Below are 21374 nucleotides of genomic sequence, written 5' to 3' on the forward strand. Positions count from 1 at the left end.
GGCGCGTGTCGCTATGATGGTCGCCATCATGTGCGCACGCGCCCTTGGAGCAAGCAGTGATCAGGAAGATATCAATATGGGCAGCCGCGCTTGCGTTGGGCGGCTGCAGCACAGGCAGCGTCGTCCACCACGGCGTCGGTGCAGCCAATAACCAGCGCATTGCGGTCTCCACGCCGGCGGCTGCCACCCCTCTGGGCGGTCAGCGCGGTGGTGGCACGCCCTACGAGGTGGTTGGCAGCGAGGTGTGGAATGTCCCGGACCCGGCCAGCGGCCGCGATTACCAGATATTCGTGGTCCTGCCTGCCAGCTATGCGGATCAGCCCGACAGGCACTACCCGGTGCTGTACGTGACCGATGCCGACTATGCGTTTCCGCTGATCCGGCAGATGGCCCGGCGCTTGAACGGTGAGGGGCCTGCCATCGAGGACTTCATTCTGGTCGGGTTGTCCTACGCACTTGGCGAGGATGGGGTCACCAGTCGACGGCGCGATTACACGCCGACACCGGCGGGCACGGGCGGCTCGTCCCAGGCCGTACACGGACAGAGCAGGCAGTACACCGCGTATCTGCGTGACCAGCTGCTGCCCTTCGTAGCGTCGCGCTACCGCAGTGACGAGACGCGCCGACTGTTCCTGGGCCATTCCTACGGGTCACTGCTGGGCACGCAGATTCTGCTGGAGCAGCCCGCGTTGTTCTCTGGCTACGTGCTGGGCAGCCCGTCGTACTGGTATGACGACAAGGTGCTGCTCAGGCAGGAGCAAGCCCAGGCGTTGCGACGCGCTGACCTGGCGGCGAAGGTCTATCTGTATGTGGGCGAGTACGAAAGTCCGCAGCACGGCATGAGCGTGGACATGGTGGCCGATACCCGGGCAATGGCCGCGTCGCTGCAGTCGCGGCCGTTGCCCTCGTTGCAGATGAAGCTGGACGTCTTCAACGACGAGGACCACCTGAGTGTGGCACCGCGCGGTTTCATGCACGGCTTGAAGTATCTGCTGGGTGTGCCGAAGGGCTGAGGGCTGCCACGGGCAGCAAGTGCGTGACGACCAACGGTCGTCACCTACCGGAGCAGCGAAGGGCTGAGGGCATCCACGAGCAGCAAGTGCGTGACGACCAACGGTCGTCACCTACCGGAGCCGCGGCGGTTGGTCGCGCGCGCTCATCGCTGCAGCAGCGCTGCTACGGCCTGCACATCGGCGGCAGTGGAGGCCCACGAGGCGACAAAGCGCACCGGCAGTTCACCTTCGTGCAGTTCAAAGCCAGGCGCCAGGCTGGAGGGGTACCAGTCGTAGCACTGCACGCCTGCCTCGTTGAGCTGCGCAAGCAGGGCCGCCGGCATCACCGCGAAGACCTGGCTGGCCTGTACCGGCCAAGCCAGGCGGATGGAAGGGTGCCCCTGCAGCACCTGGGCCAGCTGTTGCGCGATGGCGTTTGCGTGGGCGGCCATGGCTACACCGTGGTCGTTCTGCAGCCAGGCACAGAACTGCGCGCCGAGCAGGCGGCTCTTGGACGCCATGTGACCGGCCCGCTTGACGCGGTGCTCGAAGTGACGGGCCAGTTCCAGGTTGAAGAACACGACGGCCTCGGCGTTGAGCGCGCCGCTCTTGGACGCGCCCAGCGAGAGCACATCAACCCCGGCCTGCGCGGTGATACGGGCCGGCGAGCAGCCCAGCGCGGCGATCGCGTTGGCCAGCCGTGCGCCGTCCATGTGCAGGTGCAGGCCGTGCTGATGGGCCAGCGTGCTCAAGGCACTGACCTCGTCAACGCTGTACACCAGGCCGTTCTCGGCGGACTGGGTGATGCTCACGGCAGCGGCTGACAGGGTATGCGGGGGTGCACTGGGCAGGTGCGCCAGCGTGCGCTCAAGATCCTCGGCCAGCAGCTTGCCACTGGCCGTTGGCACCGGCAGCAGACGCGCGCCGCCGGTGAAGAACTCCGGCGCACTGGATTCATCGGTGGCCAGATGGGCCTGGGCGTGACAGATCACCGCCTGCCATGGCTGCGCCAGCGCAGAGAGCGAAAGACAGTTGGCGGCGGTACCCGTAGTGAGGAAGAACGCGCGCACCGGCTGCCCGAACCAGTCCGCCAGCTGCTGCTCTGCGCGCTGGCACCACACGTCGTTGCCGTAGCTGCTGGCCACGCCGCTGGCGCAGGCCTCGGTGATCGCGGCCAGGATCGGGGCTGAAACGCCAGCCTGGTTGTCACTGCCAAAGTTCATTGCGCGCGCGCTCGCTTCTGCTGTGGAGCCGATCAATCTAGCGCAGCCGTCCGCGGCATGTCGCGCAGCCGCCATGCCGCCAGCGCGCCGTAGAGCAGCACCAGCCCTGCCAGCGTCCACAGTTGCGGGGCAACGTCGGCCAGGCGGGCGTCCATCTGGTTCAGGCGCACCATCACATTGATGCCCGCCGTGCTTGGCAGCAGCTGCGACAACACGACCAGCAGCGGTGGCGAACTGACCGCTGGCCAGGACAGGTTGGCCAGGAAAAACAAGGGGATGGAGCTGGCAATGACGTACTGGAAGGCGCGCTCGCGGCTGGCCAGGAAGCTGCCGATGAACAACCCGAAGCAGACCGTGGCGGCAATGAAAAGACTGCCACCGAGCAGCTGGCCCCATGGGTTGCCGCCGCGCGGGTAGTCCTGCACCCACGCGGTGAAGCCGGCATAGTAGAGCAGGCCGAGCAGGCCGATGGCGCCAAAGCCCAGCGCCATGCCGAGCAATGCGGGCAGGTCGAAGCGCAGCCGCCGACCCAGTGCCAACCGGCGCGTGCCCAGCAGCACACCGATGCCCATCAGCAGGGTCTGGTGCACGATCAGTTCGGCCACGCCGGGCACGATGGCACTGCCGTAGCCTTCGGCGGTGTTGAACAGCGGTCGCTGCACCAAAGTCACCGGTGGTGCCTGCGGCGGCCCCATGAAGGCCGACTGGGTGACTGCGGCCTCGCGGGCGAAGGCGGTCAGCGCGTCGGCTACGCCGCTGAGCACCCAGCTGGCCCGCCCGAGATAGGCGCCATTGCCGAGCAGCACCAGCTGCCCGGCGCGGCCACGCAGGATGTCGCGTTCCAGATGGGCCGGAATGAGCAGGATGCCCTCTGCCTGACCCTGTTCAAGCGTGGCGCGCGCGCTGGCCAGGTCCGGCGGCTGGCCGACCACCCGCGCGGCACGCAGGCCGTCGAGCCGTCGCAGCAGTTCGCGGCTGGTGGCGCTGTGGTCCAGATCCACCACCAGCAACGGCAGGTTGCCGGCCACCTGATGACGGTAGGCGGCCGGATAGAAGAACGAGTACAGCACCACGGCGCCGATCATCAGCACCACGGCATAGCGGTCACCGAGCACGGCACCGATGGTGGCGCGCAGGCTGCTGAAAATACGCGCGATCATGGCGCCCCCGCAGGAGCTGGAGAGCTGCGCATCAGCCGCCACCCGCCAACCGCGCAGGCTACCGCGACCATCAGCAGCAGCGTGAGCAGCGGCCACAACGAAACATTCCAGGGTGCACCGACGAACAACTGCTGGGTCTGCAGCTTCACATAGGCGGTGAGCGGCAACAGCAGGTTCCAGACCCGGGTGAACAACGGCGCGTCGATGACCGGGAAGGTGGCGCCGGAGAAAGCCAGCGCGGTACCCAGGGTCAGGCCCACGGTGGACAAGGCCGTGCCCATGTCACGGGTGAGCCCGACGAACAGCACGGCATAGGCCGCGCTGGCCGCGTGCAGCAGGGGTTGGGCCAACACCAGCAGCACCAGGCTGCCGGCCACACCGTCACCCCGCACAAAGGACACGTAAAACAGGCCCAGCAGGCTCCACAGCGAGCCCGCCACGATATAGGGCAGCAGCTTGCCGAGCAGCGCCGCCCACGGTGCATGGCCCAGCCAGCGGCGCACGGTGCCATCGCGGACTTCGCGCCCCACTGCGCAGGCGCAGGCCAGCGCGGTCAGCAGAGAGAGCAGGGCAGGGAAGATCAACGGCAGCAGAAACAGCTCGTAGCTGCGTGCCGGGTTGTAGAGGATGTCCGATTGCACGGCGATGGGCGCGGCGCGCAGCCGCCCCGGCCCGACCTGCAGACCGATGCGTTCGGCGAGCAGACGCGCATTCCATGCGGCCACTGCGTCGGCGATATCGCGCGCGGCCGATTGACCGGTGGTGAGGTAGGTGGCGTTGTAGAACGAAAACACCGTGGCCTGCTGGCCGCGCAGTGCCTGGCGGGTGGCATCCCGTGGCACCAGCACCACGGCGAATACCTCCAGTCGGCGCAGCTGTTGCTGTGCCTGCTGCAGCGTGGCCGGTTGGCTGGCCACGCTCACCCCGGCGCTCGCATCAAGCATGCGCGCCAGCTGCCGGCTCTGTGCACTGTTGTCCAGGTCGACCACGGCGATGGGGACCTCGCGCATGACCGATGCGGAGAACAGCCAGGCCATCACGGCCAGCATCAGCAGCGGCACCAGCGTGATCAGCAGGCGGTCACCGCGGTCGCCACGCAGATGGTGCAGCTCGCGCCGCAGCGCTGCAGCTGCGGCGCTGCCATGTCGGCGCGTCAGTCCTGCGGCCACGGCAGCAGCACACTCATGCCGGGACGGAAGCCTTTGATTGCCGTCACCGGACGCAGGCGCACTTCAAAGCTGCGCACATCATAGCCGGACGATTGACGTGTGCTGCGCCAGGTCGCGTAGTCGCCAGCGGGATTGATGAAATACACCTCCAGCTCGATCTGTGCGTCCAGTGCAGGCACGGTGCCGCGCACGCGCTGGCCGACCTGCAGGCCGTGCATCTGCGACTCGCGCAGATTCACGCCCACCCACATGCGGTTGATATCCACCAGGGTCAGCACCGGATAGCCGGCCGGCACAAGTTCGCCGATATCGGCCATGCGCTTGTTCACTTCACCGTCCAGTGGTGCGCGGCCATTGACCTCCTCGCGTGCGGCATCGACCTCGGCCACCGCACCGCGTGCCTGTTCCACCTGGCCCTGTGCCGCCCGCTGGTCCTGTTCGCGCGCGCCCGCCTGGGCCATGTCGTACTGCGCGCGCGCGGCCTTGGCCAGCTCGCGCGAACTGCGTGCCTGGGCCAGGGCTTCATCACGCTTCTGCCGGGTCATCACCCCCTCGGCGAACAGATTCTGCACACGCTGGTACGTGGACTCGGCCAGTTCGGCCCCGGCCTCGGCGCGGCGCCAGTTGGCCTCGGCGGCGCGTATTTCTTCGCTGCGCGCACCGGCCACTGCCTTGTCGGCCACCGCCTGTGCCGCCTGCAGCGCGCCCTGCGCCTGCTGTTCCTTGGCGTTCACCTCGGGGCTGTCGAGCACGAACAGTACCTGGCCGGCACTGACGCGCTCGCCTTCGCTGACCTTCAGCTCGGCCAGCCGCGCGGTGATCTTGGCCGATACATTGACGGTGTCCGCCTCGGCCATGCCCTGCAGCTGATCGTCAGGCGTGCGCCAGGCCAGCCACAGGCCCAGTGCGACCACCACCGCCAGTGCGGCCAGCAACAGCAGCCCGAGCCGACGCCGACGCGGCGGTGGCACATCGTCAGGCGATTGCAGACGGTCAGTCATGGGTGATCACCTCGTCGGCACGCCGCCGGAATTCGTCGAAACGGTCCATCTGTCCACTGATCTCCAACAACTGCGCCAATGCCACGTCGTACTGGTAGGCGGCCTGTGCGCGCTCCACCTGGGCGGCGCCCAGCGACAGGCGCGCGTCAATGACATCCAGCGAGGTCGCCTGGCCCTCACGATATGCCAGCTCCTGCAGACGCAGGTTCTCTTCGCTCTGGCTGATGCTGCTGGCCAGCAGCAGATACTGCTGGCGCGCACTGTGCAGCTCGTTCCAGGCCTTGCGCACCCCCAGGCTGACCTGGTTCTGTGCTTCGCGCAGGCCGGCTTCGGCCTGCTCCTGCTGTGCACGTGCGGCACTGATCTGCGCCGGGCGCGAACTGGGCGAGAGGAAGGTGTACTTCAGCCCGATGCCGAAGGCCCAGTCGGGGTCGTTGAGCAGTTCGTCGCGGCGGCGGAAATCGTACTGGCCGAACAGGTACACCTGTGGCTTGAGCTTGGCCTGCTGCACACGCACGCCCTGTTCGGCCTGCTCGACCAACGCGCGCAGGCGGGCGATCTGCGGCTGCCGTCCCTGCGCGGCGCGCTCGAAGGCATCCAGCTCACCCGGTGCCATGCGGTGCACGAACAGCGGCGAACTGGCGCGCACCTGGCCGCCGCTGCGCAACAGGGTGGACAGGGCGGCCTGCAGCGTGGACAGATCGTTGAGCGCCTTCTGATACTCGCGCTCGGCCTTGTCGCGCGCCACCGTGGCCTGCAGGCGTTGGGCGCGGGTGGCAAAGCCTTCGCGTTCAAGCTTGCTGGCATCGTCGAGGTGGCGCTGCAGGCCGTCGCGGACGTTGGCCCGTACCGCCAGCGCCTGTTCGGCCAGCTGCTGGCCGAAGTAGGCCTGCACCAGCTGCACGTCAAGCGACTGCTTCTGCAGGTCGCGCTCGGCGCTGGCCTGCGCGGTTGCCGCGGCGGCGGCCTGTTGTGCCGCAGGTATGACGCCACCGGTGTACAGCGGCAGCACCGCGGTGACCACCGGGCGGGTACGCCAGTCCCGTTCTACGAACTCCAGCGGCGAGCCGATGCCAAACGCTTCGGCAACCGGCGCGAGCGAGCCAAGCGGCAGGGTGAGCGTCTTCTGGAACTGCATGCGGCGCACTTCGCCGGTGATTTCCGGCAGTCGCAGCAGCGCGGTGGCGTCCTGCAGGTCCTGTTTGTTGCGCACCGAGGCATCGGCGGCCTGCAGGGCATCGGACACCTGCTGCAGGCGCTGCTGGGCCTGTGCCCATTCCAGTGCGGGTGCGGGTGCAGGCGGTGCAGCGGCTGCGGTGCTGATGGCGAGGCTGGCGGCCAGCATCACACTGCATGCGCGCCACGCGTGCACAGGACGGAACTTCAGGGGGGCGGTCACGGCGTCGCCGGTCCTTGGTAAAGACGTCGGCAAAGCCTAGTGCGCAGTACGTGAAGCCGCAGTGGCGACGGCGCGCTGGACAGCAGCGGGCAGGCCTGCCACGGGCGCCGCCCGGCGGTATTTACAGGTAGCGGCTCCAGCGCACGCTTGCCGAGGCCGGGCCGCCGGGCGTCGGCGTGGGCGCTTCGCAGATGCCGGGCAGGTAGGTCTGGTCTTCGTTGGTCGGCACATGCACTTCGGCACCGCCCTGGCTGATGCTGGTGGTACTGCCGCTCTGGTTGGTGCCCACGGTGAGACTGCCGTGGATGACCGTAGCGTTGGCGTTGTTGCTCAGCTCGCGGCCCAGGATCACGTTGCCGCGGATGTTCCAGCCGCCGAGCGACCCCAGACCTTCGGCCACCACCGCCATGTTGCCCACGGGCAGGCCGCGACGGGTGACCCCGTTGCTGTCTTCCCAGCTGGCGAACTGCGGATTGGCGCCGGTGGTATCACACAGGTTGGTGGGTCGGAAGGCGCCGCTGCACAGCAGCCCGAGGGTACTGAAGTTCGGTGCGGTCAGGTCCTTGTCGCTGCTGCCGGTGGTCAGGGTGATGTTGCCTCTGGCTACCAGGGTGTTGACCAGGGCACGGCTGCCGTCGTTGCTGCCAAGCTGGATGCCGTTGATCGACACTGCGTTGTCGAACCATGCCACACCCCGCGGGAAGGCGGTCAGGCCGGTGACGCTCCATGCCGCGCCCGAACTGGTCTTGTTGCGGAAGCAGTGACCGCGGTCCTGGCCGCCGTCCTGCCAGTCACAGACGAGGAAGCGCTCGCCATTGGCCGGAAGCCGACGTACGTCGCTGGTGGCCAGGTTGTAGGTGCCGTCCAGTGCGGTGCCGTTGGCCGCTCTCACATTCTGGATGGTCAGCTGCGGAGCGTTGTCGACCCACTCGAAGATGTAGTTGGCTGCAGCGCGGTAGCTGCTGACATCGATGCGGTTGACGCGGGTGTCGCAGAACGGAATGCCCGGCAGGCCCGGGGTGGTGCCGGTCTGTTGCTGGCGCAGCCCGGTGGGCGCGGCCTGGGTGCCGGCGGGCACCTGCTGGCCGTTGCCGTAACGGAGCACATTGGCGATGGTGCCGCTGACGATGTTGGGGAAGTTCGACCACTGGTTGGCCTGGCGTGCGATGACGTCGCGACCGCCGACCAGGCGACCGACGCGGCCGCTGACCATGTCCAGATCACCGTTGGCATAAAGCAGTTCGTAGCTGCCGTTCCAGCCGGCAACCACCACCGTGTGGCCCCACATCAGCCGGGTGGTGGCATCGGTGACGCCGACCCGCCCGCCGGCAATGCCGGTGGCGGCGAAGGACAGCGGGGTGGGCAGGGCGGTGGTGCTCTGGCCAGCAAGATGCTCGGCGCCGCTGGTCGGGGTGAAGCTGCCGGTGGCCGCGTCGACATCGCCTTTGGACAGGTCGACCAGCCAGGTGTCGCCCGAGGCCAGGGTGATGGTGATGCGCCCGGCAGTGGCCGGTACCACGGTGCCGACCGTCCACGGCAGGCCACCGCTGACCGAACCGGCCAGCAGGTGCCCTCCGACCTCGGTGGTCCCGATCAGCCGGCCGTCGCCGAAAACGTTCGCGGTGTAGGCACCGCCCTGGATCGCGTTGTAGGTGCCGCCATGCTGGTTGACCGTCACGTTGCGGCCCCACAGCGTGGTGTTGTCCGGCGGGGACATGTTGCTCACCGTGATGTCGCCCTGCGAGTGCAGATGACCGCCGGCGACGATGCCGCCGCCGCTGAGGGTGACATTGCCTTTCGCGCAGCCGGAGATGCGCGCGCTGCTGGCACTGCTCAGGTCGATGTTGCCGGTGACGGCGATCTGCTCGAAGCCGCTCGCGTTGCTGACCGACAGGGAGCCGCCGCGGATCACCAGGTCGCCGTTGAAGATCATCGGTGCGGCCGGGATGACCGCGCAGGTGGGGCCGCCACCGCCGCCGCTGCCCCCGGCGGTGAGGTCGTACAACACTTCCACCGTGGCCTGGGTGAGCGTGCTGCCACTGCCGGCCTGCGCGGTGACCAGCGCACCGATCTGGAAGCTGCTGCCGCTGCCGGCGATGCTGGTCAACCGGGCGTCGCCGTCGGCGATGCCCAGCGCTTCCATGCCGCTGACCGCAGCAGGCAGGGTCAGTCCGCCGCTGCCATCTGCCCAGCTGGCGAGCGTCGCCTGGTCTACTTCCAGCAGGTAACGGCGCAGCACTTCCACCCCGCGCCATGCCGCCGCCTGTGCGGCAGTGACCGAGTGCGTGGTGATCTGCCGCTGCTGGTCGCCGCGCAGGGCGTAGAACGAGGCAGCCACGGTGACCGACACCGCCAGACCGACGGCGAGGACGATGTACAGCGTGGCCATGCCGCGTTGGCGCGATGGCGCCGACCAGGAGCGGTTCTTGGGCATCGTTGTTCCCCGGGCTCGACGAGGCGGCGTGGAAGCGTGGCGTGCGGTCATGGTGCGGCGACCTCGACCAGGTTGGGCAGACAGACCGAGAACAGGACGTCCTGGCTGGACTGGCGCAGACTGACCCGACGCCCGCTCTGCAGCACGTCGTCCTGCTGCTGGAACGGCATGCAGCTGGCGCTGCTGGCGACGAAGCGGTAGCCACTGCCGGCGCCGGCAGGGGCGAGGGTCAGTGCACCCACCTCGCGGTCGTTGCCGGCATAAGCGCTGCCGTCTTTCTGTGTGGGTTCAAAGAACGCCGCATCGGCGGCGATGGGTTGCATCTCACTGGCATCCCAGGTCACGCCGGCAGCGCTGGTGCAGCTTCGCGGCGGCAGGCGATACAGGCCGCGACGCTGGGTGCCGCTGGGCTGGTCGAGCAGGTGCAGGCCCGCGCACTGGTCGGCCTGGTCCAGCGCCGGCTTGAAGCGCCAGACCAGCCGACGACCTGCTTCGTCAATGCGCAGGCGGCTGTTCAAGGTGTCAGTGGCGGGGATGCCGAAACCGGCCTGCTGCATCTCGATCTGTGCGGCCAGCAGGGCCGAGGCCACCTGGCCGTCGCGCAGAGCCGAGCGCGACGCATTGCCGGTGGCTTCGATGATGTTGCGGTAGGTGACCAGCATCGCGGCAATGGTGAGCAGCGAGATCAGCAGGCCGATCATCATGCCGACCAGACTCTGGCCGCGCTGCAGGTGGAGGGAGGCGGGCGGCTTCATTGGTGGCTGGATACCAGCAGGTCGGCCGCGCGCTCACCGGGGCTGTCGCCGTCGAGCTCGAGGTCGGCCGCCGTGACACCCAGGTCGACCCGCAACGGTGCGGTGACCGAGGCGGTGACGCCGGCCACGCCGACGTTGAGCTGTTCCACTGCACCGCAGCTCACGCTGGCGCTGCGGGTGAGCGTATCGGTCAAGGCCAGCTCCACGCTGTCGGTGCTGCACAGGGTGGTGCCATGGGTCTGCATCCGGTCACGCAGCTGGGTGACCACCAGGCGTTCGACCTTGGTCGCGCGCTGGGTGGCCATTACCCGTGCCTGTACATGCGCCAGGCCGCCGGCGATCAGCCCGGTGATCAGCACGGCCACCAGCGCCTCCAGCAGCATCTCGCCACGTTGCCGACGGCGCGGCACGCTGCGCTCAGAGCAGATCGACATACAGCAGGTCCTGGGTGGAAACGCCCACCGCGACGCGGTCCAGCGCAGGGTCGGTGTCGCTGCAGCCTTCGGCGCCGGGCAGGCGGATGCCGGCCGGGTCGAAGTTCACGCAGTCAAAGCCGGGGGACGGGCTGTCGGCCATGGCTGCGGCATCGGCGAAGCCATTGCCATCGCTCAGCTTGAGACGGACATCGCTGCGCAACGCAGTGCTCCACAACGGCGTGGTATCACCGGGCACAAGAACCTCCAGCTGGCCGGCGCGCAGCTGCAGGCGCGCGGCGGGGCTGCCGATGCGCTGTGCGGCGGGATTGCGCAGCGCGACGGCACGGGCCTGCGACACGCCCTCCCAGAGCAGGCTGCGTGCATGCATCTGGCGGTTGCCGTCGACCCAGCGCGCCCCGAACGGCAGGGCCGCCAGCAGCAACAGCACCATGATGAGCAGCCCGATCATCAGTTCGATCAGGGTCACACCGCGCTGTCGGTGCGCGGAAACAACGACGTTGGGGGGCAGGTGCGGCATCGCCGATTACCAGCTGTCCACGCCTACCGTGCCGCAGGCACTGCCGACCGTGCGCTGATTGGCCGCATCCAGCTGCAGCGTGCAGCCGGCCGCCTTGCCCAACGTGTCACCGCCGGTCGCAGTGAGCGCGTAGCCGGCGCTGGTGGCTTCGTAGGTGAAACTGAAATCGGCCGCCGACGCAGGGCTCCAGCCGCGCTCGGCCTGGTCCTGGTCGTCGGGGTAGGCGAGGGTGCGCTGTCGGAAGTTCTCGATGTTGGCCGACAGTGCCAGCAGGTCACTCTGCGCAAGCCGGATCTTCGACCGCAGCACATGGTTCTGGTACGCCGGCAGGGCGATGGCAGCGAGGATGGCCACGATGGCCACCACGACCATGACTTCGATCAAGGTGAAGCCACGCGGGTGACGCGACAGGCCAGCAGCGGTTGCGGTAGAGCGCATCGTTCTGATTCCCCGTGAACCCTGTCGCCGCTCGATGGCGGAGAAAGAGCGTCGGATCGATTCCCTTCGACCGAACGAAGCACCTGACGTCAATGCAAGACATTGATTTCAAGGAGAACGCGTCGACCCATCCGCGTTCCATAATGTGAAGTCTATCACGCTACATTCACAATTCCATCACGTGGCGCTGGCGCCGTCGAAGCCCGGTTGAGCCCCGTCCGATGGTTCTCGCCGCATCCCGTCGCCAGCATGGTCCTCCTGAACTGTGATGGAGGTCCCATGCGAAAGCTGCGCAACACGTTTTTTGCCGTCCTGGCAGGTGTGGCCTTGCCTTGGGTGGCAACTGCCTCAGCGCCCAATCCCGGGTCCGCGCCAGCGGAGTCGCCCGCCCGCAACCCGATGAGCGTCCACGTGCTGGACATGCAGACGGGCTTGCCGTCGGTCGGCGTCGAAGTGGAACTGGAACGGCGTCAGCCGGGCGGGCGGTGGGAGCGGATCGGCAGCGGCGTCACCAATCACGACGGACGCATCGAGGCGCTGTATCCGCAGACGCAGCCGCTGGAACAGGGCGAGTACCGCGTCACCTTCCAGACCGGTGCCTGGTACCAGCAGCAGCATGTGGATGCCTTCTATCCTGTGGTGCAGCTGGTGCTGCGGGTGGACGGCAGGCTGCCGCATTACCACGTGCCTCTGCTGCTGAGTCCGTTCGGCTATACGACCTATCGGGGCAGTTGAGGCGGCGGCGGGGCGCGCTCAGTCGTCGAAGAAACGCAGGTAGCCCTGCGCCCTGAGGGCGCGGCGGTAGGCCAGCCCGTTGCGGTCGGCGGGAAAGTGCGCCTCCTCCCTGGGGTCCAGCGGCAGGCGGCGCGGACGCTGGCCTTCCATGAACGGTTTGTCCTCGCCGAACACGCGCAGATTGAACGCGTGGATGTGCTCGTCGCTGACCGGCGGGTCGAAGCGACGTGCCACTGGTACGAACATGTGAGTGCGGTTGGCCGAGACCGGGCTGGCCAGGTTGAGGATGACCAGTTGCTGGTCGCCCGGGAAATCGATCGTCAGCCGCGCCGAGAACGGAAGGTGGACGTGGAAGCTGCGCGTCCACAGGAAACCGGGCGGCGAACGCAGGGTTGACTCGAGTGGATAGTTGGAAATCGGGCTGCGGTAGGACGAGGTGAAGCCGTTGCGGCACGGGTGGACGCTGTAGTCCGCTACCGCGTGCACGCTGGCGTCGGCGAAAGTGGTGTTGTGCACCCATGGAAAATGCGCAACGTCGAGAAAGCCCTCCATCTGCCGGCCGGCAAAACAGTCCAGGTCGTAGCGCGGGCAGACCGTGGCCTGGAAGGCGGGGTCGTCCCAGGGTGGCATCGGCGGCAGGTCAGGCGCCTGGCCAGGCTGCGGGTCCAGGCACGTCCAGTACAGGCCGTATCGCTCGATGACAGGAAAGGTGGTGAGGTTGAAACGGCTGCCGATCGGGCACCCGGGTACGCTGGGAACCTCAGTGCACTGTCCCTGCGCGCCAAAGCGCAGGCCGTGGTACGCGCAGCGCAGGCCTTCGGGGTCTGGCAGGCCCTTGCTCAGGGCCATGCCGCGATGCGGGCAGCGGTCGGCGGCAATCACCACCTCACCGCCCGCGCGATACACCACCAGCGGCTGGTCCAGCAGGCGGCAGGCGACGGGCGCGTTGCCGAGCCGGCTGACTTCCAGGACCGGAAACCAGCAACGGGCCATCAGGTACCAATCGTGTGCGTCAAACGTGCAGCCGCTGGGCAGTGAAGCACCGCGCGGTGCGCTGGTGTCTTGGGCGTGCATGGGGTGTGCTCCGTCCGGGATTCCAGTCTCGCCATGGGTGCGGATCGGTCGCCATGCAGAAAGCTGCAACATGGCGGCAGCCGTGCCTGGGTGCATGGTCGATGACGGGCTTCGAAGGGCGTAATGACGGGCATGGCCCGTCACTACCGGTGCTGCGGCGTGGTGTCAGGGCTCGATAACACCGGGCGCCAAGGGGTGACGGCTGCCATCGATCAGGCCCCGGCTGAGCTGGCCGTCCTCGATGAAAAGCAGTTCGCCGTTTTCACCGTTCTTGATGCTGCTGTCGATGGCGATCACCCGGTCATCGTGGAAGCTGCTCACGTGGGGCATCGAGGTGTGTCCGACAACGATGCGCTTGATGCCCAGTGCTTCAAGCACCTGCTGCACGCCGGCCGTGTCGAGCTGGCCGTTGAAGTAGCCGCGGTACCAGATCGGGCTGGTCTTGCCGTCGTACAAGGGCGCGATGGCCGGGTCGGCCTTGACCTGCTCACGCGGGGTGCCGAGCGAGGCGTGGTAGGCGGCATTGGTCTGGTCCGGCGCAAGCGCCAACGCCAGCGCCTGCGGCGCGATGCCGCCGTGCAGGAACAGCGTATCGCCAATCTGCAGCAGCACCGGACGCGTGCGCAGCCATTGGCCGATTACCGAGTCCGGACCATACAGCTGTGGGTAGCTGCGGCCGAGCAGCTGTGCGCTGCGCAGGTACTTGGGATTGACGTAGCGCAGGTCGTCGTAGAGCACCATGGTTTCATGGTTGCCCAGAACGAAGTGCACCGCACCCCCGGCGGCGGCAGCCTGCTGTTGCAGGCTGTACAGCAGCCAGAACGCCTCGGTGACCTGCGGCCCGCGGTCGAACACATCACCGGCCACCACCAGCGTGGCAGTGCCCAGCGCCCAACGGTTCTGCGCGTCGATCACCCCGTTGGCGCGCAGCAGACGTACCAGCAGACCGTACTGACCGTGGATGTCGGAAAGGGCGACGATGCGGTCGGCCGCTGGCAGTACGGCTGCTGTCGGGTGGGCCGGCGGCAGCACGTTCACCGCAAACGGGAAGCCGCACTGCGGTGCGATGGTGGCCGTCGCGTCCGGGGCTGCCGCAGTGCTGCGCCGGACCTTGTCATCGCAGATCCACGCGGCCTGCAGATGGCCGCCGTCGCGGAACACATATGGACCGTCCGCATCGACATGCGAAGCCGGTCGCGGTATCTCGCGGGCATGGGCCTGCGGCAGGCTGGAAAACAACGGCAGCAGCGCAAGGGCAGTGCAGAGATGCAGAAGGCGCGACATGTAATCCTCGGTCCAGAAGAGCAGGCAGGCAGTGGCCGTCCCGCATCCTACGCCTGTCCGCCACGTGCGCGGCTGCACGTAACCCAGCGAAGCCGCTGGCGGCGTGGCAGACGTGCGGGCGGCGGCCGCTGGCAGTGCCCACATCCGGGTGCATCGAAGCCGCCACCTCCAGAGTGAAGGCGAGCGCAATGTTATAAACAGCGTAATAGTTTCCCAGAGCTTGCCGGCGTAGCCTTTGCGCAACGCTTTGGAGAGTTCCGCGATGGGCCACGACCACGACCACCTGCCTGCTGTCATCCGCCACGAAAAGCCGCTGTGGTGGGCGCTCGCGCTGACCGCCACCTTCCTGCTGGTGGAGATCGTCGGCGCGTTTGTCACCAACAGTCTGGCGCTGTTGTCCGACGCGGCGCACATGGCCACCGACACGCTGGCGCTGATGATCGCGCTGGTGGCCGTACGTCTGGCGCGCCGTCCGCCGGATGCGCGGCGTACCTACGGGTATGCGCGGCTGGAAGCGCTGGGGGCGATGTTCAATGGCGGCATGCTGTTCGTGGTGGCCGGCTACATTCTATGGGAGGCCATCGCGCGCTTCCGTCAGCCGCAGGAGATCGCCTCCACCGGCATGCTGGTGATCGCGTTCTTCGGCCTGTTGATCAACCTGGTCTCGATGCGCCTGCTCAAGGCCGGCAGCGGCGAAAGCCTCAACGTCAAAGGCGCCTACCTGGAAGTGTGGGCCGACATGCTCGGTTCGGTGGCGGTGATCATCGGCGCGCTGCTGATCCGCTGGACCGGCTGGAAGATCATCGATCCGATCCTGGCGGTGCTGATCGGCCTGTGGGTGCTGCCACGCACCTGGACGCTGATGCGCGAGGCGATCAACGTGCTGCTGGAAGGGGTGCCCAAGGGCATCGTCCTTGACCATGTGCGGCAGACGGTGTCCGGGCATCCGCAGGTGCGCGACGTGCACGACCTGCACGTGTGGGCGCTGGCCTCGAGCACGCCGGCATTGAGCGCGCACGTGGTGATGGTCGACGGCAGCGACGCCGACGCGCTGTGTCGCGCGCTGGGCGCTCAACTGCATGAACGGCACGGCATCGACCATGTCACCCTGCAGATGGAAGCGGCGCCCTGTGGCGATGTCTGCGCGCTGGAGCCGGGGCAGGCCAAAGGCAGCCATGCCGGACACCCGCCTGGCGCTCACGCGCACGCCGATGCACACGGTCATCACGGTCATGTGCACCGCTGAGCGCGGCGGCACGGACGGTGGCAGCTGCCGCTACAATGGGGGCCTGCCTTCCCTTCGTTGGAGTTCCCGCAGTGACCCGTAAACTCGTACTGTTGCGCCACGGCCAGAGCCAGTGGAACCTGGACAATCGTTTTACCGGCTGGGTGGATGTGGACCTGACCGAGCAGGGACGTCGGGAAGCGGCGGCAGCTGGCCGGATGATGCGCGAGGAAGGTCTGCAGTTCGACGTGGCCCACACCTCGGTGCTCAAGCGCGCCATCCACACGCTGCAGGGGGCGCTGGCCGAGCTGGACCAGGACTGGCTGCCGGTGAGCAAATCCTGGCGCCTGAACGAGCGCCACTACGGTGGCCTGCAGGGCCTGGACAAGGCAGAAACCGCAGCGAAGCACGGCGAGGACCAGGTCAAGATCTGGCGCCGCTCGTATGACATTCCGCCACCGCCGATGGACCTCGAAGACCCGGGCCACCCGGTTCACGACCGCCGTTATGCCGGGCTTGACCGCCAGGCGCTGCCGGGCACCGAATCGCTGGCAACCACGCTCGATCGCGTGCTGCCGTACTGGCACGATGCGATCGCACCGCAGTTGAAGCAGGGGCGCACCGTGCTGGTGACCGCCCATGGCAATTCATTGCGCGCGCTGTACAAGTATCTCAACAACGTTTCGCAGGAAGCGATTCTTGAACTGAACATTCCCACCGGCATCCCGCTGCTGTTCGAGCTTGATGACGAGCTGGCCGTGCAGTCGTTCCGTTATCTCGGCGATCCCGAAGCGGCGCGCAGGGCTGCCGAGGCCGTGGCCAACCAGGGCAAGGCCCGGTAACAACGACGGATGATGGGCCGCGCCTGTCGCGGGTGCGGCGCGGCCGGCATGGTAGAGCCGACCCCATGGTTGGCTCACGCGCAAGGCGCGGCGACGGCCTGTGACCTTTGGCCGGTCCTTGCCCCGGCGCCGGCGCGTTACCCTGAGGGATTATCCGCCGGAGAGTCCCATGAACATCCGCACCCTGGCCCCGCTGGGCCTGACCGTCGCCATCGCCGCTTCGCTGGCCGCCTGTGGCGGCAGCAACGACGCCGCGCCGGCTGCCGGCACCGATGCTGCCAAGCCGACCTTCGATCTTTCGCAGATCAAGACGCCGCTGATCTCGCTCAACAGCGCCGACCTCGATACGTCCATTTCGGCGTGTACCGACCTCAACGCCTTCGTCAACCAGAAGTGGCTGCAGGCCAACCCGGTGCCGGGCGATCAGACCACCTGGGGCAGCTTCGAGATCCTGCGCGAGCGCTCGCTGGAAGTGCAGCATGCGCTGGTCGAGCAGGCTGCCGCCAGCCAGGCCGCCGCCGGTTCGGTGGAAGCCAAGATCGGTGACATCTGGAAGACCGGCAGCGACGAGGCCGCCATCGAGAGCGCAGGTCTGGCGCCGTTGCAGCCGACCCTGGAGCGCATCGCCGCGTTGAACGATACCGCAGCCATCACCCAGTACCTGCGCGAGAGCCAGGCACAGGGCCAGGGGGTGCTGTTCTCGCTGTTCGCCAACGCAGATTACAAGGATTCGGCCAACGTCATCGCCTACGTAGGCCAGGGCGGGCTGGGCCTGCCGGAGAAGGGCTACTACTTCGACGCGTCGCAGCAGAAGATCCGCGAGGCCTATGTGGCCTACATCACCACGGTACTGGCCGCCTCCGGCATGGAGCAGGCCCAGGCTGCCGATTACGCGCAGAAGGTGATGGCGTTTGAGACCCGCCTGGCCAACGCCTCGATGTCGCGCATCGAGATGCGCGACCCGGCCAAGCGTTACAACCCGCTCAGCGCGGCCCAGGCCGATGCCCTGACCCCGAACTTCAGCTGGACTGCGCTGTTTGACACCCTGAAGGTGCCGGCCGCGCAGAAGTTCTCGCTGGCCCAGCCAGACTTCTTCAGCGAAATGGACAAGATGCTCGCCGAGGTGCCGGCCGATGTGTGGCAGGCCTACCTGCGCTTCCACACCATCGATGACGCTTCGCCTTATCTGAGCAGCCAGTTCGAGAAGGCCAGCTTCGACTTCTACGGCAAGACCCTGCGTGGCCAGCAGGAAATGCAGCCGCGCTGGAAGCGCGTGCTGGATGCGGTTAACGGTGGCATGGGTGAGGCATTGGGCCAGCTGTATGTAGATGCGGTGTTCCCGGCCGAGTCGAAAGAGCAGATGCAGCACCTGGTGGAGAACCTCTCGGTCGCGCTGAAGGCGCGCCTGGAGAAGCTGCCGTGGATGGGCGAGGAAACCCGCAAGAAAGCACTGGAAAAGTGGGCCAGCTTCACGCCCAAGATCGGCTACCCGGACAAGTGGCGTGACTGGTCGGGCCTGCAGACCACCGGCGACAGCTACCTGGGCAACATGCAGGCGGCGCGCGCGTTCAACTACCGCTACATGCTGGACAAGATCGGCAAGCCGGTGGACAGGACCGAGTGGGGCATGACGCCGCAGACGGTCAATGCGTACTACAACGCGACCAAGAACGAGATCGTGTTCCCGGCGGCGATCCTGCAGCCGCCGTTCTTCGACGCCAAGGCCGATCCGGCGCTGAACTATGGCGGCATCGGGGCGGTCATCGGCCACGAGATGATGCACGGCTACGACGACTCGGGCAGCCAGTTCGCGGCCAACGGCAACTTCGACAACTGGTGGACCGATGCCGACCGCAGCGCGTTCACCCAGCGCACCGACCAGCTGGTGGCACAGTTCGATGAGTACGAGGCAGTGCCGGGCGTCAACGTCAAGGGCAAGCTGACCCTGGGCGAGAACATCGGTGACCTCGGCGGCCTGACGGTGGCCTACGACGCGCTGCAGATGGCGCTCAAGGAAGATCCGAGCCGGAACACCGAGGTGGACGGCTATACGCAGGACCAGCGCTTCTTCATGAACTGGGCCACCGTGTGGCGCCGCAACTTCACCGATGGCGAGCTGCGCGTGCGCTTGAATACCGATCCGCATGCACCGGCCAACTTCCGCGCCAACGGTGCACCGTCGAACATGCCCTCGTTCGCCGCAGCGTTCGAGTGCAAGCCGGGCCAGCCGATGGTGCGGGCCGACGACAAGCGTGTGGTGATCTGGTAAGCAGGTGACAGGCCGGTCGAAGGCCGGCCTGTCACGCGCCGTGTCAGCTGACGCGGCGCAATGCCGGGACGAGCGCGGCCAGCAGGTCGCGCGGGTCCTCGATGCCGACCGAAAGCCTGACCAGGCCTGGGGGTATCTCGCAGGCCGCCAGGGCGTCGGCGTCCTCGACCACACCACCGTAGTGGAAGACGCCGGTCTCCGGGTTGCCGAAACTGGGCAGCACGGGAATATCCTGCAGCGCATCGACAAATGCGCCGCCCTGTCCACGATGCGCGAAGTGCAGCGCCATGAGCCCGGTATGCAGCCGCGTCCGAACCCGGTTGCGGCGTGCGTCAGCCCCGTTCCATGCCCCGGTCCAGTCCAGCCAGGCGAACTGACGGCGCAGCATCGCCGCGATGGCATGCGCGTTGGCGGCATGGCGTCGCAGCGCAGCGCCAGTGTGCGCAGTCCGCGCAGCGCCAGCCAGACCGAGAATGGGTCCAGCGCATTTCCCGCGCAGATGGCAGGCGGCAGCCAACGTGCGCAGGTCGAGCGTGGCCAGACCCGGATTGGCCGGGCTTTCGACCAGGATCATGCGGGTGTTGGGCCGGCAGCCGGCCAGCAGGGCGGGCACGCTGCCGCCGGTGACGCGCGTCAGGCTCACGCCCATGCTGCTGGCCAGATGCTGGAACTGCGCGCCGGTTTCGGCTGCAGGGGTGCACATGCCATTGACGGCCGCGCCGGCTGCGGACCACCGCGCGCCAGTACGGTGGCAACGTGTAACGGCCCCCGCTCAGGCATACGAAGGCACGACCACGCCGCCCAGTGCCGCCACCGCGAAGCGCTCCATGCGCGGCATTACCGCGCAGGCCAGTACCGCACCTGCCGTCTCCTGGCGGAGCACGCGCATCCACACCGGGCGCCCTGCCGTACGGCAGCATTGCAGCAGCAGCTGCAGGTGGTCTTCCAGCGGCAACGTGACAGGGTGTCCGCCCAGCCGGGCGAACGGTATGGCAGCGCCGTCGCCCGGCGGCAGCGCCAGGCACGGCTGCAGGCGCGGCCAGTCGCGCAGGCGCGCCTGGCAACGATGCCAGTGCGCGCGTGCTTCGGCCTGTCCTTCGGCGACCATGTACTGCTGCACCAGCTCGTGAACGGCACGACGTGCAGCGTGCTCGGCGTAGAGCGATGCGCCGGAGCCGGCCACGTGCAGGCCGCTGATCCGGCGATCCCGGCAGCGTGCGACCACCACCGGGCAGTCGATGTCCGAGCGCGCGTGGCTGAGCACGATGTCACTGCCAAGCTGCTGCTCCGCCCGGTGTACCAAAGCGGTCAATGCGGGCGGCAGCGTGTCCGGCGCGATGCGGTGCTCGTGATTCGGGTTGCCGCGGTAGTAGGTCTGTGCGATCCACGTGCCGACGGCATGGCGCTCGATGACCTCGCTCACCGCATGCAGCAATGCCTCGGTGGCGCCCACGCCGGCGGCGATGCCGGTCCCGCAGGCATAGCGGCGCGCCTGGTGGTAGTCGACATCATCCGCGTCAATCGGTGCGCTGGCGTAGGTATGGTCGACCAGGAACACCGGGTAGTCCAAGGCAGCCTGCTGGGCGCAGGCACTGAACTGCACCACGCCGATCGTGCGGGCCGGCTGCGATGCCAGCATGCGTAATGGCAGCACGTCGGTCAGCGGGGGCTGTGCGAGCGTCTCGTGGAAATCGGCCAGCTGTGTCGCTGCGCGCAACGCGCGTACACCCTTGAAGTGCTCGTACGCTTCGAACTTGGCACCGACGCGCGCCTGCTCGGGGTTGCCCTTGCCGCAGCCGACGCGTTCGCCCGCCTCGGCCGGATGGCCGCTGAGCGTGGCCACGGTACTGGACAGATCCGTGCCATGGCGGACCAGCGACACCTGCAGGCCAAGCGCTGCCAGGGTGAGGTCGATGCACGCTTCCGCTTCAGCCAGCGTGTGGAGACGTTCTGTTTCTAGGTCCATGAGATGAGTTCGGTAAGAGCGACGGAGGCGCGCGTCGCCTCCGTCGCGGACAACGGTCAGGCGTCCTGACGCTCGATTTCCTCTGCGCTCAGGCGCTGGTCGAGGTCGGCGCTGGCTCCTTCGTTCTGGATCTGGTCTTCGTTGGTGTACATGCAGCAGAAAGCACCCATTTCGTTCTCCATCTCTCGTTGCGGTGTCAGGATTTGCCGCGTTTGCTTGTAGCCAAACCGGCAAGTCGAGTCTCGCGGAGGCCGCAGGTGTCGAAGATTGACGAAGTTCAAAAAACTGAAATGGATATAAGAGCCAGATGACACTGACACTGTTTAATCAATCTGCTATTGCCTGGCCGCCGGGCGCTGCTGGCGTCGCCGCATGTCGAGACAGGCCGGCGCGTGTGAGCCGGTGGTGAAGGTGGATCGCCGACGGCGCGGGCGCGCTTACACGCCTGGCGGGC

Annotated in this window: 19 protein-coding genes; 5 read left to right on the top strand and 14 right to left on the bottom strand. The window is 67.4% G+C overall.

The window, feature by feature from the left end:
• Nucleotides 1–56: 56 nt before the first annotated feature.
• A complete protein-coding gene (locus RZA67_RS04305) occupies nt 57–1013 on the top strand; it encodes an alpha/beta hydrolase-fold protein (protein WP_317211378.1) in 957 nt (318 codons plus the stop codon).
• A gap of 143 nt (nt 1014–1156) precedes the next feature.
• On the opposite strand, the gene RZA67_RS04310 is transcribed toward RZA67_RS04305, so the two are convergent.
• From RZA67_RS04310 to RZA67_RS04355, 10 genes are all read right to left on the bottom strand, one after another.
• A complete protein-coding gene (locus tag RZA67_RS04310) occupies nt 1157–2215 on the bottom strand; it encodes an aminotransferase class I/II-fold pyridoxal phosphate-dependent enzyme (protein ID WP_317211379.1) in 1059 nt (352 codons plus the stop codon).
• A gap of 32 nt (nt 2216–2247) precedes the next feature.
• On the bottom strand, nt 2248–3372 hold the full coding sequence (locus tag RZA67_RS04315) for an ABC transporter permease (RefSeq protein ID WP_317213805.1): 1125 nt from the start codon (nt 3370–3372) through the stop codon (nt 2248–2250).
• Nucleotides 3372–4544 carry an ABC transporter permease gene (locus tag RZA67_RS04320; protein ID WP_317211380.1) on the bottom strand — a complete coding sequence of 391 codons (1173 nt, stop codon included), beginning with the start codon at nt 4542–4544 and terminating at the stop codon, nt 3372–3374. Before RZA67_RS04320 ends, RZA67_RS04315 begins: the two co-directional genes overlap by 1 nt.
• Nucleotides 4529–5545 (bottom strand): efflux RND transporter periplasmic adaptor subunit, encoded by a 1017-nt coding sequence (locus RZA67_RS04325; protein WP_317211381.1) that lies wholly within the window; start codon nt 5543–5545, stop codon nt 4529–4531. Before RZA67_RS04325 ends, RZA67_RS04320 begins: the two co-directional genes overlap by 16 nt.
• A complete protein-coding gene (locus tag RZA67_RS04330) occupies nt 5538–6890 on the bottom strand; it encodes a TolC family protein (protein ID WP_317213806.1) in 1353 nt (450 codons plus the stop codon). The genes RZA67_RS04325 and RZA67_RS04330 overlap by 8 nt, the downstream gene beginning before the upstream one ends.
• A gap of 175 nt (nt 6891–7065) precedes the next feature.
• Complete coding sequence (locus RZA67_RS04335; RefSeq protein ID WP_317211382.1) at nt 7066–9378, bottom strand: hypothetical protein; 2313 nt, start codon at nt 9376–9378, stop codon at nt 7066–7068.
• A 47-nt stretch (nt 9379–9425) separates the two neighbouring features.
• Nucleotides 9426–10133, bottom strand: coding sequence for a hypothetical protein (locus RZA67_RS04340; RefSeq protein WP_317211383.1), 708 nt, complete (start codon nt 10131–10133; stop codon nt 9426–9428).
• Nucleotides 10130–10567 carry a hypothetical protein gene (locus RZA67_RS04345; protein ID WP_317211384.1) on the bottom strand — a complete coding sequence of 146 codons (438 nt, stop codon included), beginning with the start codon at nt 10565–10567 and terminating at the stop codon, nt 10130–10132. Before RZA67_RS04345 ends, RZA67_RS04340 begins: the two co-directional genes overlap by 4 nt.
• Nucleotides 10551–11087, bottom strand: coding sequence for a prepilin-type N-terminal cleavage/methylation domain-containing protein (locus tag RZA67_RS04350; protein WP_317211386.1), 537 nt, complete (start codon nt 11085–11087; stop codon nt 10551–10553). Before RZA67_RS04350 ends, RZA67_RS04345 begins: the two co-directional genes overlap by 17 nt.
• 6 nt (nt 11088–11093) lie before the next feature.
• A complete protein-coding gene (locus RZA67_RS04355) occupies nt 11094–11525 on the bottom strand; it encodes a prepilin-type N-terminal cleavage/methylation domain-containing protein (protein ID WP_317211388.1) in 432 nt (143 codons plus the stop codon).
• A 399-nt stretch (nt 11526–11924) separates the two neighbouring features.
• On the opposite strand from RZA67_RS04355, the gene uraH reads away from it, so the two are divergent.
• A complete protein-coding gene (gene uraH, locus RZA67_RS04360; protein WP_317211389.1) occupies nt 11925–12260 on the top strand; it encodes a hydroxyisourate hydrolase in 336 nt (111 codons plus the stop codon).
• An 18-nt stretch (nt 12261–12278) separates the two neighbouring features.
• Here uraH and RZA67_RS04365 read toward each other — a convergent pair whose 3' ends face one another.
• Nucleotides 12279–13334 carry an aromatic ring-hydroxylating dioxygenase subunit alpha gene (locus RZA67_RS04365; protein ID WP_317211391.1) on the bottom strand — a complete coding sequence of 352 codons (1056 nt, stop codon included), beginning with the start codon at nt 13332–13334 and terminating at the stop codon, nt 12279–12281.
• 165 nt (nt 13335–13499) lie between these two features.
• The gene (locus tag RZA67_RS04370) at nt 13500–14618 is read right to left on the bottom strand and encodes a metallophosphoesterase (RefSeq protein ID WP_317211392.1); all 1119 of its coding nucleotides are present in this window, start codon (nt 14616–14618) and stop codon (nt 13500–13502) included.
• Nucleotides 14619–14880: 262 nt separating this feature from the next.
• On the opposite strand from RZA67_RS04370, the gene RZA67_RS04375 reads away from it, so the two are divergent.
• The 3 genes from RZA67_RS04375 (at nt 14881) to RZA67_RS04385 (ending at nt 18954) form a co-directional block, all read left to right on the top strand.
• Nucleotides 14881–15864 carry a cation diffusion facilitator family transporter gene (locus tag RZA67_RS04375; protein ID WP_317211393.1) on the top strand — a complete coding sequence of 328 codons (984 nt, stop codon included), beginning with the start codon at nt 14881–14883 and terminating at the stop codon, nt 15862–15864.
• Nucleotides 15865–15935: 71 nt separating this feature from the next.
• A complete protein-coding gene (gene gpmA / locus RZA67_RS04380) occupies nt 15936–16685 on the top strand; it encodes a 2,3-diphosphoglycerate-dependent phosphoglycerate mutase (protein WP_317211394.1) in 750 nt (249 codons plus the stop codon).
• A gap of 169 nt (nt 16686–16854) precedes the next feature.
• Complete coding sequence (locus RZA67_RS04385) at nt 16855–18954, top strand: M13 family metallopeptidase (protein ID WP_317211395.1); 2100 nt, start codon at nt 16855–16857, stop codon at nt 18952–18954.
• A gap of 43 nt (nt 18955–18997) precedes the next feature.
• Here RZA67_RS04385 and RZA67_RS04390 read toward each other — a convergent pair whose 3' ends face one another.
• Nucleotides 18998–19657: a PLP-dependent transferase gene (locus RZA67_RS04390; RefSeq protein ID WP_317211396.1), complete on the bottom strand. Its 660-nt coding sequence runs from the start codon at nt 19655–19657 to the stop codon at nt 18998–19000.
• A 69-nt stretch (nt 19658–19726) separates the two neighbouring features.
• Nucleotides 19727–20920 carry a YcaO-like family protein gene (locus RZA67_RS04395; RefSeq protein WP_317211397.1) on the bottom strand — a complete coding sequence of 398 codons (1194 nt, stop codon included), beginning with the start codon at nt 20918–20920 and terminating at the stop codon, nt 19727–19729.
• Nucleotides 20921–21374 lie beyond the last annotated feature (454 nt).

This window comes from Stenotrophomonas sp. C3(2023) (assembly GCF_032911385.1).
Classification (GTDB): domain Bacteria; phylum Pseudomonadota; class Gammaproteobacteria; order Xanthomonadales; family Xanthomonadaceae; genus Stenotrophomonas.

Excerpts from the sequence above, each read along its gene's own strand:
- RZA67_RS04330 (WP_317213806.1), bottom strand. The coding sequence starts at position 6,890 with ATGCTGGCCGCCAGCCTCGCCATCAGCACCGCAGCCGCTGCACCGCCT.
- RZA67_RS04395 (WP_317211397.1), bottom strand. The coding sequence starts at position 20,920 with ATGGACCTAGAAACAGAACGTCTCCACACGCTGGCTGAAGCGGAAGCG.
- RZA67_RS04370 (WP_317211392.1), bottom strand. The coding sequence starts at position 14,618 with ATGTCGCGCCTTCTGCATCTCTGCACTGCCCTTGCGCTGCTGCCGTTG.
- RZA67_RS04345 (WP_317211384.1), bottom strand. The coding sequence starts at position 10,567 with ATGTCGATCTGCTCTGAGCGCAGCGTGCCGCGCCGTCGGCAACGTGGC.
- RZA67_RS04385 (WP_317211395.1), top strand. The coding sequence starts at position 16,855 with ATGAACATCCGCACCCTGGCCCCGCTGGGCCTGACCGTCGCCATCGCC.
- RZA67_RS04335 (WP_317211382.1), bottom strand. The coding sequence starts at position 9,378 with ATGCCCAAGAACCGCTCCTGGTCGGCGCCATCGCGCCAACGCGGCATG.
- RZA67_RS04375 (WP_317211393.1), top strand. The coding sequence starts at position 14,881 with ATGGGCCACGACCACGACCACCTGCCTGCTGTCATCCGCCACGAAAAG.
- RZA67_RS04350 (WP_317211386.1), bottom strand. The coding sequence starts at position 11,087 with ATGCCGCACCTGCCCCCCAACGTCGTTGTTTCCGCGCACCGACAGCGC.
- uraH (WP_317211389.1), top strand. The coding sequence starts at position 11,925 with ATGAGCGTCCACGTGCTGGACATGCAGACGGGCTTGCCGTCGGTCGGC.
- RZA67_RS04390 (WP_317211396.1), bottom strand. The coding sequence starts at position 19,657 with ATGTGCACCCCTGCAGCCGAAACCGGCGCGCAGTTCCAGCATCTGGCC.
- RZA67_RS04325 (WP_317211381.1), bottom strand. The coding sequence starts at position 5,545 with ATGACTGACCGTCTGCAATCGCCTGACGATGTGCCACCGCCGCGTCGG.
- RZA67_RS04355 (WP_317211388.1), bottom strand. The coding sequence starts at position 11,525 with ATGCGCTCTACCGCAACCGCTGCTGGCCTGTCGCGTCACCCGCGTGGC.
- RZA67_RS04365 (WP_317211391.1), bottom strand. The coding sequence starts at position 13,334 with ATGCACGCCCAAGACACCAGCGCACCGCGCGGTGCTTCACTGCCCAGC.
- RZA67_RS04340 (WP_317211383.1), bottom strand. The coding sequence starts at position 10,133 with ATGAAGCCGCCCGCCTCCCTCCACCTGCAGCGCGGCCAGAGTCTGGTC.
- RZA67_RS04310 (WP_317211379.1), bottom strand. The coding sequence starts at position 2,215 with ATGAACTTTGGCAGTGACAACCAGGCTGGCGTTTCAGCCCCGATCCTG.